This is a genomic window from Shewanella electrodiphila (genome assembly GCF_023283985.1).
Taxonomy (GTDB): Bacteria; Pseudomonadota; Gammaproteobacteria; order Enterobacterales; family Shewanellaceae; genus Shewanella; species Shewanella electrodiphila.
In genome coordinates this window covers 67,023-81,649 of sequence record NZ_JAKIKU010000012.1, presented here as the reverse complement: position 1 = coordinate 81,649, position 14,627 = coordinate 67,023, and the positions used below count along the sequence as shown (strand labels likewise).

General features: G+C 42.9%; 11 protein-coding genes. All 11 read right to left on the bottom strand.

Going from position 1 to position 14,627, the window contains the following annotated elements:
• Positions 1 to 85: 85 nt before the first annotated feature.
• The 11 genes from L2737_RS18215 to L2737_RS18165 all read right to left on the bottom strand — a co-directional run bounded on the left by L2737_RS18215 (position 86) and on the right by L2737_RS18165 (position 14,538).
• Positions 86 to 1,423: a coproporphyrinogen III oxidase family protein gene (locus L2737_RS18215; RefSeq protein WP_102527593.1), complete on the bottom strand. Its 1,338-nt coding sequence runs from the start codon at positions 1,421 to 1,423 to the stop codon at positions 86 to 88.
• A 310-nt stretch (positions 1,424 to 1,733) separates the two neighbouring features.
• On the bottom strand, positions 1,734 to 2,723 hold the full coding sequence (locus L2737_RS18210; protein WP_102527592.1) for a formate dehydrogenase subunit gamma: 990 nt from the start codon (positions 2,721 to 2,723) through the stop codon (positions 1,734 to 1,736).
• Between the two features lie 74 nt (positions 2,724 to 2,797).
• Positions 2,798 to 3,367: a formate dehydrogenase FDH3 subunit beta gene (gene fdh3B, locus L2737_RS18205; RefSeq protein WP_102527591.1), complete on the bottom strand. Its 570-nt coding sequence runs from the start codon at positions 3,365 to 3,367 to the stop codon at positions 2,798 to 2,800.
• 28 nt (positions 3,368 to 3,395) lie between these two features.
• Complete coding sequence (locus tag L2737_RS18200) at positions 3,396 to 6,251, bottom strand: molybdopterin-dependent oxidoreductase (RefSeq protein WP_102527590.1); 2,856 nt, start codon at positions 6,249 to 6,251, stop codon at positions 3,396 to 3,398.
• A 17-nt stretch (positions 6,252 to 6,268) separates the two neighbouring features.
• Positions 6,269 to 6,466 (bottom strand): twin-arginine translocation signal domain-containing protein, encoded by a 198-nt coding sequence (locus L2737_RS18195; RefSeq protein ID WP_102527589.1) that lies wholly within the window; start codon positions 6,464 to 6,466, stop codon positions 6,269 to 6,271.
• A gap of 808 nt (positions 6,467 to 7,274) precedes the next feature.
• Positions 7,275 to 8,285: a formate dehydrogenase subunit gamma gene (locus L2737_RS18190; protein ID WP_102527588.1), complete on the bottom strand. Its 1,011-nt coding sequence runs from the start codon at positions 8,283 to 8,285 to the stop codon at positions 7,275 to 7,277.
• A 50-nt stretch (positions 8,286 to 8,335) separates the two neighbouring features.
• Positions 8,336 to 8,932, bottom strand: a complete 597-nt coding sequence (fdh3B, locus tag L2737_RS18185) for a formate dehydrogenase FDH3 subunit beta (protein WP_102527587.1) — start codon at positions 8,930 to 8,932, stop codon at positions 8,336 to 8,338.
• 26 nt (positions 8,933 to 8,958) lie between these two features.
• Positions 8,959 to 11,808 (bottom strand): formate dehydrogenase subunit alpha, encoded by a 2,850-nt coding sequence (locus L2737_RS18180; RefSeq protein ID WP_102527586.1) that lies wholly within the window; start codon positions 11,806 to 11,808, stop codon positions 8,959 to 8,961.
• Between the two features lie 17 nt (positions 11,809 to 11,825).
• The gene (locus L2737_RS18175) at positions 11,826 to 12,026 is read right to left on the bottom strand and encodes a twin-arginine translocation signal domain-containing protein (RefSeq protein WP_102527585.1); all 201 of its coding nucleotides are present in this window, start codon (positions 12,024 to 12,026) and stop codon (positions 11,826 to 11,828) included.
• Positions 12,027 to 12,164: 138 nt separating this feature from the next.
• Positions 12,165 to 12,854 carry a TorD/DmsD family molecular chaperone gene (locus tag L2737_RS18170; RefSeq protein WP_102527584.1) on the bottom strand — a complete coding sequence of 230 codons (690 nt, stop codon included), beginning with the start codon at positions 12,852 to 12,854 and terminating at the stop codon, positions 12,165 to 12,167.
• A gap of 10 nt (positions 12,855 to 12,864) precedes the next feature.
• The gene (locus L2737_RS18165; RefSeq protein WP_248956679.1) at positions 12,865 to 14,538 is read right to left on the bottom strand and encodes a 4Fe-4S binding protein; all 1,674 of its coding nucleotides are present in this window, start codon (positions 14,536 to 14,538) and stop codon (positions 12,865 to 12,867) included.
• Positions 14,539 to 14,627: the final 89 nt, after the last annotated feature.

Sequence of the window (14,627 nt, the reverse complement as noted above, 5' to 3'; positions counted from 1 at the left end):
TCAAATTCAGTATACTGCAAATAACAAAAAAGGCAGTGACTATGGTCACTACCTTTCATTAACTTATTTCTTAAACGTTAGATACTTACATATCAGCGGCTTGTAATGGTTTACGTAATTGCGCACGAACATTATCCATTCCTGAATAAAATTCTTTCATCATTAACAAGCCCATCATTTTGCCGTTATCAGTCCAAATCAAGTTGTCTGGGTCATTCGGGTCATTCTTAATCGCACCAATGGCTCTCATTGAAGCCATTTCTTTAAATAATGCGGTATCTAAGTTAACACCAAATGTGTCGCGGAAGTATTTACGTGACAAACGGCCTGAGAACATACCTAGCAAGAAGCGGTATTGCATCACTTCTTTCTTGCCGTATTGCTTTTGTTGCTCAACACCCATCTTGCCACTGGCAATACGTTCTTGGTATTTCTTCAACGAGAAAGTGTTCACGTATAAGGTGTCATCTAAGAAACTAAATGAACCAGAACCGACTCCTAAGTATTCATCAAAATCGATAACGTATTCATCAAAGCCTTCATTATTGGCTTTACCAAAAGCCCAACCAGAAAGTTGAGTGTACTGGCCATTTAAGCTATTTAGAATTTGACGGTATTGACGCGCCATGTCGCCATGAGGTGCGGCTAGCTTGCCTTTCACACTCTTACGGGTTTGATGGGTAATCATCAATGGATAAGTGGTGATTTGGCGAGGGTCTAATTTTGAAGCCATATCCAAATCATGTTGGATAACTTCATCGGTTTGACCACGGAAACCGAAAATCAAATCAACATTAATAATTGGGAATAATTCTTTAGCCGCCATAATGCGGTCAAAAGTCTGCTGACCAGTGCCGAACTTTTCAATACGGTCAGTCATGGTCAAAATGTCATCGTTAAAGCTCTGTACACCAATAGACATACGATCGACTAAGCCTTCTAATTGCTTAAAGCCTTCACTGTCTAAATGTTGAGGATCTGATTCACATGACACTTCTTTAATACTTGGGAACAGCTTTTTAGCATGTTCAATAGTGCGAGCAAGTTCATCTTCAAGCACTGTTGTGGTGCCACCACCGATGTACATAGATTCGAAATCGTAACCGAGGTTTTTAACCATATCCATTTCTTTACGTAAAGAAACGAAATAGCGACGAGCCTTGTCTTCATTAAATAAGAAGCGATGAAAAGTACAGTAAGAACACAAGGTATGACAAAAAGGCACGTGCGCATAGAGCATATACTTTTTGCCTTCCACTGGATTCGGCATCATTTCTGCAGATACAGTATCTAAGCGCAAATTACGGTCAACGTAAAATTGCATCACTTTTTCCATCGCACTGATCATCCAATCTGGCGTAGTAATATTGGCCTGGTAAGGTGATTGGATAATTTTATCTGATGGTTTAATTATTGATGACATAGCACTTCCTATCTTAAAATATGTACATACTCGCAATGCTAAACGATTGCTGATTGAGCAGAGTACTCTCAATCGAGTAACCATTATGTGAACTATCTATAACTTAGGAGGTAATCACAACTGATTCAATTGATTTTTACCATAGAGATCACAGATTAGCACTCATTAAATAACCAATACCTAATGTACACTATCCGTATGTTAAATATAACAAAGCTTTATGTTGTAATTTTGAACGTTAAAATTCAGATACAAAAACACCCTCAAAGCAAAGCTATTGAGGGTGTTTACGATTCAATATAGAGACTAATTAGTCTTTATATTTAAGCTCGCCTTTTTCTTTGATTTCATCATACCAAAGGTTGTGATGCTGTTTAGCCCACTGCTCATCACAGTAGCCAGACACCATACAATCCATACCACCTTCAGACATAGCGGTTGCCATGAAGATATGCACGATAGAGAAAGCACAGATTACGATAGCGCTCACTGAGTGAGTAACTAGTGCAATCAAACTTAAGGTACGGCTTGGTTCAAATAAGTTCGGGAACAGTAATAACATTCCTGATACTGAGATGATTAGACCGAATAGAGCAAATGCCCAGAACCATAGTTTTTCACCTGCGTTAGCAAAACCAGCGTCAGGGTGCTTGCCTTTAAATGGACCGAAGTTAATGTAACCACCAACCACCATCATCCATTTAATGTCATACATTTTTGGCATTTGGTTTTTAGCCCAAAGTACTACCATTAACGCCCAACCCAACATGAATGGGATAGCCATGTAATCATGGATAACTTTAGAAGCATTTACCAATCCAGCCCACATACCTTCACCAATGTATGGCTGAAGGAAGTAACGGCCAGCAAGTAGTACTAAACCTGTCAAAATCAATAACATGCAAGGAATCGCACCTAGCCAGTGAATTGATACGTCAAATTTAGACCAGCGATATACCATCTTACCAGTGAAACCACCGTGTAATTTCGAAATACCGTTAATTTTCATAAACAGTACGAAAATGATGATCATGCCAAATAGCGATAAAGCTAAAGCAGGAGCAAGCCAGTCACTACGCAAATCAAATACACGTAAATCATAGGTATTGATTGGTTGTTTATGGAACTCACTTGTTGAAGTCGTACGTCCTTCAGCACCGTCTTTAAGCTGTGCCCATAATTGTGCATTGCCATCTTGAACGGTTAGAGACTCTTCAACATTTCCACTTGCGTGGGCGAAGGTCATGACACTGAACATCAGTGCGATAACAACGCCAATTTGTTTGAACCACTTGTTCATATTACATCCTCTATGCTATTCGATGCCTAGGTTGCCCTAGGCATCATAGCTAAGCTGACTAACACGCTTGGAGATTAACCCCAAACACCTTTGTTAGCTCCGCGGTATGCAACACGCTCGCGGAAGATAGCAGAAACGATTTCTGCATCACCTGCAAGCAGTGCTTTGGTTGAACAAAGCTCAGCACACATTGGAAGTTTACCTTCAGCGACACGGTTAGCACCGTACTTCTCACGCTCAGCGTGTGAATGATCTTCTTCAGGGCCACCAGCACAGAAAGTACACTTGTCCATCTTGCCACGGCTGCCGAAAGCGCCTGACTGAGGGAACTGTGGAGCACCGAAAGGACATGCATATAAACAGTAACCACAACCGATACAAGTATCTTTGTCGTGAAGTACGATGCCGTCTTCTGTTTTGTAGAAACAATCTGCAGGACATACTGCCATACAAGGTGCATCACTACAGTGCATACATGCAACTGAGATTGACGCTTCACCGCGCACACCATCATTGATAGTGACAACACGACGACGTTGGATACCCCACTCTAAAGCAGAGTCGTTTTCGTTTTTACAAGCTGTGACACAACCATTACATTCAATGCAGCGCTTGGTATCACATAAAAATTTCATTGTAGCCATTTGGCAATTCTCCTAGCTATAGCTGCAGTTACGCTTTTTCAATTTGACAAAGCGATGCTTTGGTTTCCTGCATTTGCGTCACAGGGTCATAACCGTAGGTCAATGCAGTGTTACATGATTCACCTAGTACGTAAGGTACTGTGCCTTCTGGGTAATTAGCCTCAAGACTCTCACCATGCATCTCACCAGCGAAGTGGTAAGGCATCCAAGTAACACCAGGCTTAACGCGTGGAGTAACCATTGCCTTAATCTTAATACGTCCGCCTTCAGCACCTTCTAACCACACTGTGTCGCCGTCACGAAGACCACGGTCAGCAGCATCAGCAGGGTTAATTTCAACAAACATTTCTTGTTGAAGCTCTGCAAGCCAAGGGTTAGAACGAGATTCTTCACCACCACCTTCATACTCAACCAGACGACCAGAAGTCAGTGCTAATGGGTACTTAGCGCTGTTGTCATTGTCTTGAATTGACTTGTAAAGTGTTGGTAGACGATGTACTTGCATATCTGCGTACGTTGGGTACTTAGATACTAAGTCACGACGAGGCGTGTATAACGGCTCACGGTGAACAGGTACTTGGTCAGGGAATGTCCAAACAATACAACGAGCTTTAGCGTTACCGTAAGGGATACAGCCGTGCTTCATTGCAACGCGTTGGATACCACCTGAGATATCAGTTTTCCAGTTTTTACCTTCTGCATGAACTTTTTCTTCAGCAGTTAGCTCGTCAAACCAGCCAAGCTGTTTAAGCATGTCTGCAGTGAACTCTGGGTAACCGTCAGTGATTTCAGCACCTTTAGAGAAGCTGCCTTCAGCTAACAAGTTCTTACCTTGGTATTCGGTACCGTAACGTGCACGGAAATTACCACCACCATCAAGAACATGCTTGCTTGTGTTATAAAGAATTTGAGTACCTGGATGCTTCTGCTCAGGAGTTCCCCAACAAGGCCAAGGTAAACCGTAAGTTTCGCCTTTAGCAGGTCCGCCAGCAGCTTCAAGTGTCTTGTTGCTGAACGTGCCCCAGTTTTGGGTGTGCTCTTTGATACGCTCAGGGCTTTGACCTGACATACCAATGGTCCACATACCGCGGTTAATTTCGCGAGTAATGTCTTCGATAACAAGCACGTCATTGGCATCTTTAGCGATACGCTTAGTGTACTCGTCTGCAAAACCAAGCTTTTGAGATAAACGGTACATAATCTCAAGGTCAGTTTTTGATTCAAATAATGGCTCAACAACTTTTTCACGCCATTGTTGTGAACGACCAGAGTTAGATACTGAACCTTCAGTTTCGAACTGAGTACAAGCTGGTAGCAAGTAAACGCCGTTTTGACGACGATGCATTACACCAGCCATTGTTGGGAATGGATCCACAACAACTACAGTGTCCATCTTGTCTAGTGCGTCACGAACATCATCTTGACGCGTTTCAGTGTTAACTGATTGACCCCAGAAGAAGCCCATGCGTACACGGTCTTTTTGTGCTAATTTTTCAGGTGTTTCTAAAACACCGTCATGCCAGCGTGAACAAGGAATACCAGGAGTATTCATTGGTACGCGACCAAGGTATTCATTTTGGTCGAAACGGTTTTTCACCCAGTCTAGCTCGATGTCCCACACGTTTGTCCAGTGATCCCATGCGCCAGAAGTTAAGCCGTAGTAACCAGGTAAGTTATCGAATAACAAACCTAAATCAGTCGCGCCTTGAACGTTATCGTGACCACGGAAAATGTTAGTACCGCCACCAGAAACACCCATATTACCCAGTGCTAATTGAAGGATACAGTAAGCACGTGTATTCGCGTTACCTACGTGATGCTGAGTACCACCCATACACCAAACAACAGTACCTGGACGGTTATCTGCCATCATTTTCGCAGCTTGGTAAACTTCTTCTTCGCTACAACCAGTGATGTCTGCAACTTCTTTCGGTGGGAACTTCTTCACTTCTTCGAGAATTGATTCCATTTCGAAAACACGTTCTTTGATGAACGTTTTGTCTTCCCAACCGTTTTCAAAGATGTGCCAAAGCATACCGTAGATGAAAGGGATATCCGTACCTGGACGTAGTGCACAATGAAGATCAGAGTGTGCAGCAGTACGTGAGAAACGTGGGTCAACAACAATAATTTTTGCGTTGTTTTTCTCTTTAGCAATAAGTATATGCTGCATTGCAACTGGATGCGCTTCAGCCGGGTTTGCACCGATGAAGAAGATTGCATTTGCATTCTGGATATCATTGAAAGAGTTAGTTTGCGCACCGTAGCCCCAAGTGTTAGCAACACCGGCTACCGTGGTAGAGTGACAAATACGAGCAGAGTGATCGACGTTGTTCGTGCCCCACATTGCCGCAAATTTACGGTACATGTAGCAGCCTTCGTTCGAGAACTTAGCACTACCCATAAAGTAAACTGAATCAGGACCTGATTCTTCACGGATATCCATCATCTTGTCGCCGACTTCGTTGTAAGCCTGCTCCCAAGATAGTTTCTTCCACTTGCCGTCAACCAATTTCATTGGGTATTTAAGACGCTTTTCGCCATGACCATGTTCACGGATAGCAGCACCTTTTGCACAGTGACCACCAGCGTTAAATGGATGATCGAATGCAGGTTCTTGACCTGTCCACACACCATTTTGTACTTCAGCGTATAAACCACAACCAACAGCACATGCAGAACATACAGTACGTTTGATTTCAGTTGGTGCATCATGCGGTACATCATGCGCTTCAGCTCTACGCATCATACCAGTGCCCATTAATGAAGCAGCGGCGATACCACCTGTTGCAATACCTGCATTCTTCATAAATTGACGACGGTTAATACCGAGCGACTTTGATGCAGCTTTAGGTGCTGCGGTAGACTTGCGAGTTAACTTCATCGCTTATTTCTCCTGAATTAGCCGCGTAAGCTATCGTAGTAGCTACGAATATGCGCAGTTTCTTTGTAACCTTTAGCATTTTTGCTGCTAACGTTACTCTCGGTTGCTTGGGCCACACTCACACCTGAAACAGCAATTGCTGCAGTAGCAGCGCTACCTACGGTGATGGCTTTCAGCAAAGATCTGCGGTTCAGATCAGGCTGTTGCTTCTTCATCTTTACTCCCGGTTAAATCACACCAACTCATCGGTTGATGCCCTAATAGGCCTTCTCGATTCCTCAAAACCTGTTGTTAACAACAAGTTAATAAAAGTGAATCCAAAAGGTAAAAACACTTCTAAATGAATAATGTTAAAAATTTTACGCCGCTAATATATAGGGAGAGTGGTCTAAAAAAATTGATCTAGCACCAGTTCACATTCCAAAAAAAGCGATGGAATCAACAAAGCGTTAACTGGGTCATATTTTAGAAAGGTTTGCTTTTGAAATGAACAAATCTGCAGCTTAATCCGCAAAGCTACATTTGTTAAAAACCTTAACATCTCATGCAGTTAGATAGTTGATAAGCTATCCTTGTTATTGAGAATCCTTATTATTCACTTATAGCATTTATGACTTAAAACTAACTGAGATAGTACTCTTAGCTATTAACGATGCCCAAGTCACGGCCTAAATAATGTTTATCGACTCATTAACAATCAAGTGACTTCTTACGCTAAATGATTCTACGAACAATGCTTAAATTGAGTGACAGTTAAAGGGACAATTAAAGGGATAATGACAAAACCAAAAGACAAACAATCAGCCCCAAAATCGAGGCACTTTGAATGACCTTCAAACTCGGGTTAGTTTGAAGTAATTTTTAAATGTAAGCTGGGAAATTAGACTGGTAGTTTGATAAACAGAGGCAACATTTTTCCATAGCGTCTTTACAAAAATAAAACCTCTACCAATAAAAACACCCCAACGAGATAAGCTCAGTTGAGGTGTTTTTCACTGCTTTAGCCTTATTGGCTTAGTTCAATTACTCTTGGTATTTCAAGGTACCGTTAGCTTTGATTTCATCGTACCAAAGATTGTGATGCTGGATTGCCCAGTTCTCATCACAATAACCTGAAACCATCGATTCCATACCACCTTCACTTAATGCTGTTGCCATCCAAATGTGTACTATCGTGAATGCAATTAAAATTGCAGCACTAACACCATGAACAAGTAACGCAAGCATTGAAGCTTCTCGCGGTAAATCTAAGCCAGGAAGCACTAACATCATGCCTGATACGCTGATAAATAGACCAAAGAATACTAAGGTCCAAAACCACATCTTTTCACCAGCATTGGCAAAGCCACTGTCTGGATGCTTTCCTTTGAATGGACCAAAGTTGATGTAACCACCGACCACAAGGAACCATTTTAAATCGTACATTTTAATGGTTTGTAGTGGCATCCATTTAACAATACATACCAACCAAGATACGATGAAAACAGGACCAGTCCAATCATGCACAAACTTACTGAAAGCAATGACCCCGGCCCAAATGCTGGCACTCACATAAGGTTGAATAGCAAATTTACCTAATATGATCATCAAACCTGTCAGCATTAAGATTAAACAAGCAATTGCCATAATCCAATGCAGTAAAATATCTGCTTTAGACCATCGTTCAACCATCTTGCCTGAAAAACCTTTGGTTAATTTTGCTGGACCATTGACAAAATAGAACACTAAAAATGCACCAAATACACCTACAAGCGCTAACGCTACTGCAGGGGTAATATAGTCATCCCTAATAATTCTACCTTCATTGCCACCAACATTGATTAATACTCCAGGTTCAATGCCTTGTGCTGTAGTGCGACCAGTTTCACCGCCTTTTACAGCCCGCCATAATTCAGCTGGGTTATCTTTTGCTGCCTGCTGCTTACTTGATTGTTCATCTGCTGCTAAGGTTGTGGTTGAAAAACCCAACCCCATCACCAGAACCAACAGAGCAAACAAGCTACGCAGTGATTTGTTTAACTGTTTGTTTAACATTGTCACTCCTTGCTTGGTTACGGACAAAAGCCCGTAACCTTTTGCTCTGCCTAAACCATATCACCCGTTTTAGGGTCGTAACCCCAAATTGCATCCGGGTTACCACGTTTCGCCATACGTTCGCGGTAAATAGTCGATACGATATCTGCATCACCAGCTAACAATGCTTTGGTTGAACAAAGCTCTGCACACATAGGTAATTTACCTTCAGCAATACGGTTTGCACCATACTTCTGACGCTCGGCTTCTGAATGGTTCTCTTCTGGGCCACCGGCACAGAAAGTACACTTATCCATTTTGCCGCGACTGCCAAATGCTGTCTTTTTCGGGAACTGAGGTGCACCGAAAGGACAAGCATAGAAACAGTAACCACAACCGATACAAGTATCTTTATCATGCAGTACAATGCCGTCGTCGGTTTGATAAAAACAATCCGCCGGACAAACGGCCATACAAGGTGCATCTGTACAGTGCATACATGCAACTGAAATTGATGCTTCGCCTGGTTCACCATCATTGATAGTAACCACGCGACGACGTTGAATACCCCACTCTAAAGCGGAATCGTTTTCGTTCTTACAAGCTGTGACGCAACCGTTACACTCGATGCAGCGTTTTGTGTCACACAAAAATTTCATGACTGCCATAGTGGCTTATCTCCTCATCAAGTTAATTAGGCTTTGCTGATCTGACACAAGCTAGACTTCGTCTCTTGCATCTGAGTCACAACGTCATAACCATAGGTCATTACTGTATTGGCAGCTTCACCAATAACATAAGGAACCGTGCCTTCTGGGTAGTTTTTCTCTAGGCTCTTGCCTTCGAAAACACCTGCGAAGTGGTATGGCATGAAACATTCACCAGCAATGACTCGTGGAGTCACCATTGCTTTAACTGTGATTTTAGCGCCTTCTGGACTGTGAACGAATACGTCATCACCATCACGTAAGCCGCGATCTGCTGCATCAGCAGGGTTAATCTCAATAAACATTTCTTGCTGTAATTCTGCAAGCCATGGATTTGAGCGCGTTTCTTCACCACCACCTTCATACTCAACTAAACGACCCGTCGTTACTGCTAATGGGAAGTCTTTTGCAAAGTCTTTATCTTGAATAGACTTATACAGAGTAGGAAGACGTGCAACCATACGATCTTCGTAGGTTGGGTACTTAGACACTAAGTCACGACGAGGGGTATATAATGGCTCGCGATGGATTGGGATATCATCTGGGAAGTTCCAAACAATAACACGCGCTTTCGCGTTACCGTAAGGGATACAACCGTGATTAATCGCAACACGTTGGATACCACCAGAAATATCTGTTTTCCAGTTTTTCCCTTCAGCATGAACTTTTTCTTCAGCGGTTAAATCATCCCACCAGCCAAGCTGTTTAAGCATGTCTGCGGTAAATTCAGGATAACCGTCTTGAATTTCACTGCCTTTAGAGTAAGAACCTTCAGCAAGAATGTTGTTACCTTCATGCTCTACACCATAACGTGCACGGAAGTTACCACCACCATACTTAACTTCACGTCCAGTACGGTACAGAATTTGTGTACCTGGATGTTTGTTTTCTGGTGTGCCCCAACAAGGCCAAGGTAAACCATAAGTCTCACCTTTAGCTGGACCACCTGGTGCTTCTAAGCTTTCAATATCGAAAGTGCCCCAGTTTTCTTGGTGCATTTTCAAACGCTCAGGGCTTTGGCCTGTGTAACCAATAGTCCACATACCTTTGTTGAACTCGCGCGTCATATCTTCGATTAATGGCTCATCGCCATTCACTTTAATATGCTTACAGAATTCAGCTTCGATGCCCCATTTTTTCGCCAGCTTGTACATAATAATGTGGTCAGCTTTTGACTCAAATAAAGGATCGATAACCTGTGTACGCCACTGTAGTGAACGGTTTGAAGCCGATACAGAACCGTAAGTTTCAAACTGTGTCGCTGCTGGCAGTAAATACACACCATCAGTACGTTCGTGCATGACACCAGCCATTGTAGGGAAAGGATCCACAACAACTACTGTGTCCATTTTGTTCAATGCTTCACGCACTTCACGGCCACGAGTTTCAGTGTTAACTGATTGACCCCAGAAGAATGACATACGGATGTTGTCGTTCTGAGCAATCTTAGATTTGTCTTCAAGTACACCATCATGCCAACGTGAACATGGGATACCCGTTGAAGTCATTGGGTCTTGGCCTAAATGTTGAGCTTGGTCGAAACGGCTTTTAACCCAATCGAAATCAAGATCCCATACATTACACCAATGCTTCCAAGAACCCGTTTTCAGGCCGTAGTAACCAGGTAATGTATCGAACAATAAGCCAAAGTCAGTTGCACCTTGAACGTTATCATGACCACGGAAAATGTTAGTACCACCACCTTCAACACCCATGTTACCAAGGGCTAATTGGAGGATACAGTATGCACGAGTGTTCGCATTACCGACGTGATGCTGAGTACCACCCATACACCAAACCACAGTACCAGGCTTAGTCTCTGCGAGTAATTTAGCCACGCGATGCATTTGCTTTTCTGGTACACCAGCAACATTTTCAACTTCCGCAGGGTTCCACTTCTTCACTTCCTCACGGATACGTTCCATACCGTATACACGTTGGTCGATGAAAGTTTGGTCTTCCCAGCCGTTTTCAAAAATGTGCCACAACAAACCATAAATGTAAGGAATATCCGTACCAGGACGAATATGCACGAACTCGTCAGACTTAGCTGCAGTTCGGGTGAAACGAGGGTCGACTACGATAATTTTCGCGCCGCGCTCTTTACCTTCAAGGATGTGTTGCATTGAAACTGGGTGAGCTTCACAAGGGTTCGAACCGATAAACATCATCGCTTTCGATTTACGAATGTCATTAAATGAGTTCGTTTGCGCACCGTAACCCCAAGTGTTTGCAACACCGGCTACAGTGGTAGAGTGACAAATACGTGCAGAGTGGTCGACGTTGTTCGTGCCCCACATTGCCGCTAATTTGCGGTACATATAAGCTTGTTCGTTTGAGAATTTAGCACTACCCATGAAGAACACTGAATCAGGGCCTGACTCTTGACGAATGTCGAGGGCTTTTTGACCTACTTCTTCAATCGCTTGTTCCCAAGAAAGTTTCTTCCACTTTCCGCCTTCCAGCTTCATTGGGTACTTAAGACGTTTCTCACCATGGCCGTGCTCACGTAGTGCAGCACCTTTAGCACAGTGACCACCAGCGTTAAATGGGTGATCGAATGCAGGTTCTTGACCTGTCCACACACCATTTTGTACTTCAGCGTAAATACCACAGCCCACTGAACAGTGAGAACAAATAGTACGTTTTACTTCAGTTGGTGCATCATGTGGTACGTCTTTAGCTTCTGCTTTACGCATCATTCCAGCACCAAGCATTGATGCAGCGGCGATACCACCTGTTGCGAATGTTGCTGACTTTAAAAATTGGCGACGATTCAGTCCAAGTGCAGGCTTATCTGCCACTTCAACTGTCTCTGTTTTGCGGGTTAATCGCATCACATATTCTCCTTAAATTACTTACTACGTAACGTGTCGTAGTAACTACGTACATGGCTTGTTTCTCTATAACCATCACTTTTACCCACAACTGGTGTGGCTTCTGGTGAGGCAGCTAGAGCTTGTCCGCTAACAGTAGCAACTGCGCCAGCGGCACTGCCGACAGCCAATGCTTTTAGCATTTGACGACGACCCATGTCGGAAGCTTGCTTCTTCATAGTCTCTCCTTAATAAACGCTTAAAATAAAAGGGTAAATACACCCTAGATTGAGTGGGAGTAACCTCCCGTTTCGGTCTATGCCACTGAATTTACATTCAGTGGCATAAATCTTTGTACCAACAACAATGTAGGCTAATTAAGATGCCAATTCATTGGTTGAAGGTTCAATTTTTTCTGCAGATTCTGATGCAGAAGCTTCTGCTTCACTGCCTGGGCAGTTCACAGGGATATCTAAGCTTAATTGCTCAAATTCATTTGCTTCTACTTCAAAAAATGCTTTAGCTAGTAATGCAACTGGAGCGTAAAATGCAGCACTAGGTGTTTTTTCTAATGTGTCACAAAAACGAGCTATCCAGCTGCCAATATGGCGTTGGTAAAACGCTAACTGACGATAACCGGGTGCTTCTAAAATCAGAGTCCCCATCACTTCACATAATGCAGCAACATGATCTTCAGGCTCTTTCACTTCATCTTCGCGAGCAAAACCCAGTTGCAGTAGGTCTTGACGCAATAAAGCCAAAGGCTTATCCATCAATGAACCTGTCATAAACCAACTTGCATAAGGCAATACTTCACCACGACCAACACCGTAAAAAATGTTGAAGTATTCTTCTTCGAGTTCTTTTTCGGTGTACTGAGTTGCAGCAACTTTCAATGCAGCCCAAGCCGCTGTCATGTCATTTTCTTCTTCAGCATCGATTTCAAGCTCAGCTAAAAACGCTAGCAATTCAGCACTTGGCTCACGGCGTAATAAGGCTGCTAATATTTGGTAAATATCTGCCCGTAGCTGATCGTTTTCTGAAATTTCTCTAACTAATTCGGTCATATCGGGTCTCTTATCGAAGTTGCTTCTCAGGGTCTTCAAGAATGTCTTCAAACATATCTTTTACGCGGCAATCACCACACATTTTTAAACGCTCAATATTGGCGTTAAATGCTGAGTGACCTCCAATCATATCAATCATGCGATGAACCATTGATTGAGTTGCAAACGCTGTACCACAGCGAATACATTCAAATGGAGGTTCTTCTTTTAAGGTTTGGCGCTGCTGACGTGACGCTTGGTCTAAGTTGACTTGCGAAGTAATCGTAATCACATTCTCAGGACAAGAGCTTTCACATAACCCACACTGAACACAGTCTTGTTCAACAAAATGTAGTGCAGGTTTATCACCGCCATCAGTCAATGCTTGAGTAGGGCAAGTCGCCACACAAGACATACATAAAGTACATTTGTCTTGATTAACTTCGACTTTACCGTAAGGCACATTGTGAATAGCAATACAGGTGTCACTTGCTGCAGCTTGTTGATTAAGATGATCAATAGCTGCATATAATGTTTCACGCTTGGTTGTTTGCGTGAAAGCTGCTGGCACAGTTAATGGCCAATCTAAACTTATAGCCAATTTGTCATTAAGTGACGCTAAGGTCTCTGTATCAATTAAACTAATACGTTGAGGCTGACCCATTTCATCTAAAATAGTATTCGCCAGCGACAATTCACCGTTCAACATTTGCGTCAATGTCGGTGCAGTTGCATCTGTATTTAAAATTAATACCTGACGTGCGCCCCAAGCTAACGCTGACATCCAATGATCAATACTGGCAACGGTAATTTCTTCCAGCTCAACCGGAATAATGTCACCGACCAAATCTGCAGTAATTAATTCAGCACCAACGGCACTGTCATGGAATAAGATGACAGGTGCAGCTTGAGCTTGCTCAAGGTAGCGGCTAATTAACTTTTGAATGTAACTATGAAGTGCTTGTGGCGTCGGTAAATCAAATGCGATTGCACCAGTTGGACAAGCATTGGTACAACTGCCAGCACCATGACAAAGGTATGGATCGATTTCAATTTTCTGCTCGATACTGCTAATCGCATCTGCAGGACAGAAATTCAAACAACGGTTACAGCCATTAACGCCATTACGGTTATGTGCACAGATATCACTGTTCACTTTCACATAGCGTGGCTTATCAAACTCACCAACAAGGTCTGGAATTTGCTCTAATGCATCAGCGAGTTTTTCAGCATCTTGGCCGACGTAAAAGTAACCCGGTGGCAGCATTTCAAGGTTTAAACATGGCTCCATGCTCAAATCTAAAACGATATCAAAATGCGGCTTACGGATGGCGACTAAGCTTAATTCAGCTGCTTTACTGTCTTGTCCGTCACTTTCTACTGTTACTTGGAATTGGCCTAAAAAGCCTTTAACAGAGATAAGTTTGTTGTAATAGCTTTCACTATTCACAGCAGCATTCATTACCGCTTCAAGATGCGCTTCATCTTGGCTAGTAATGGCTTCGTTAGCCAAAATTACGGTATTGGCCATAGTAGACAGTTTGTCTGCAGCTAATCGAGCCAAATCTTCTGGGCCGATGACTAACACATTGCCTTCAGTCGTATAACTGACTGTTGGTGGGATCAAGTTTTGGATCACTTGAGTCTGTGCTAATACCTGCTGGCGAACTTGTTGTAGTTCAAGCGGGGTTTGACTATTGCTCACATTGCGTTCCTGAACAGTTTTCAGCTGCGGGGAATACTTATTACGCTGTTCAATCCATTCATAATCAATGCGTCATCTACTCGCGTTAA

Excerpts from the sequence above, each read along its gene's own strand:
- L2737_RS18215 (WP_102527593.1), bottom strand. The coding sequence starts at position 1,423 with ATGTCATCAATAATTAAACCATCAGATAAAATTATCCAATCACCTTAC.
- L2737_RS18210 (WP_102527592.1), bottom strand. The coding sequence starts at position 2,723 with ATGAACAAGTGGTTCAAACAAATTGGCGTTGTTATCGCACTGATGTTC.
- fdh3B (WP_102527591.1), bottom strand. The coding sequence starts at position 3,367 with ATGGCTACAATGAAATTTTTATGTGATACCAAGCGCTGCATTGAATGT.
- L2737_RS18200 (WP_102527590.1), bottom strand. The coding sequence starts at position 6,251 with ATGAAGTTAACTCGCAAGTCTACCGCAGCACCTAAAGCTGCATCAAAG.
- L2737_RS18195 (WP_102527589.1), bottom strand. The coding sequence starts at position 6,466 with ATGAAGAAGCAACAGCCTGATCTGAACCGCAGATCTTTGCTGAAAGCC.
- L2737_RS18190 (WP_102527588.1), bottom strand. The coding sequence starts at position 8,285 with ATGTTAAACAAACAGTTAAACAAATCACTGCGTAGCTTGTTTGCTCTG.
- fdh3B (WP_102527587.1), bottom strand. The coding sequence starts at position 8,932 with ATGGCAGTCATGAAATTTTTGTGTGACACAAAACGCTGCATCGAGTGT.
- L2737_RS18180 (WP_102527586.1), bottom strand. The coding sequence starts at position 11,808 with ATGCGATTAACCCGCAAAACAGAGACAGTTGAAGTGGCAGATAAGCCT.
- L2737_RS18175 (WP_102527585.1), bottom strand. The coding sequence starts at position 12,026 with ATGAAGAAGCAAGCTTCCGACATGGGTCGTCGTCAAATGCTAAAAGCA.
- L2737_RS18170 (WP_102527584.1), bottom strand. The coding sequence starts at position 12,854 with ATGACCGAATTAGTTAGAGAAATTTCAGAAAACGATCAGCTACGGGCA.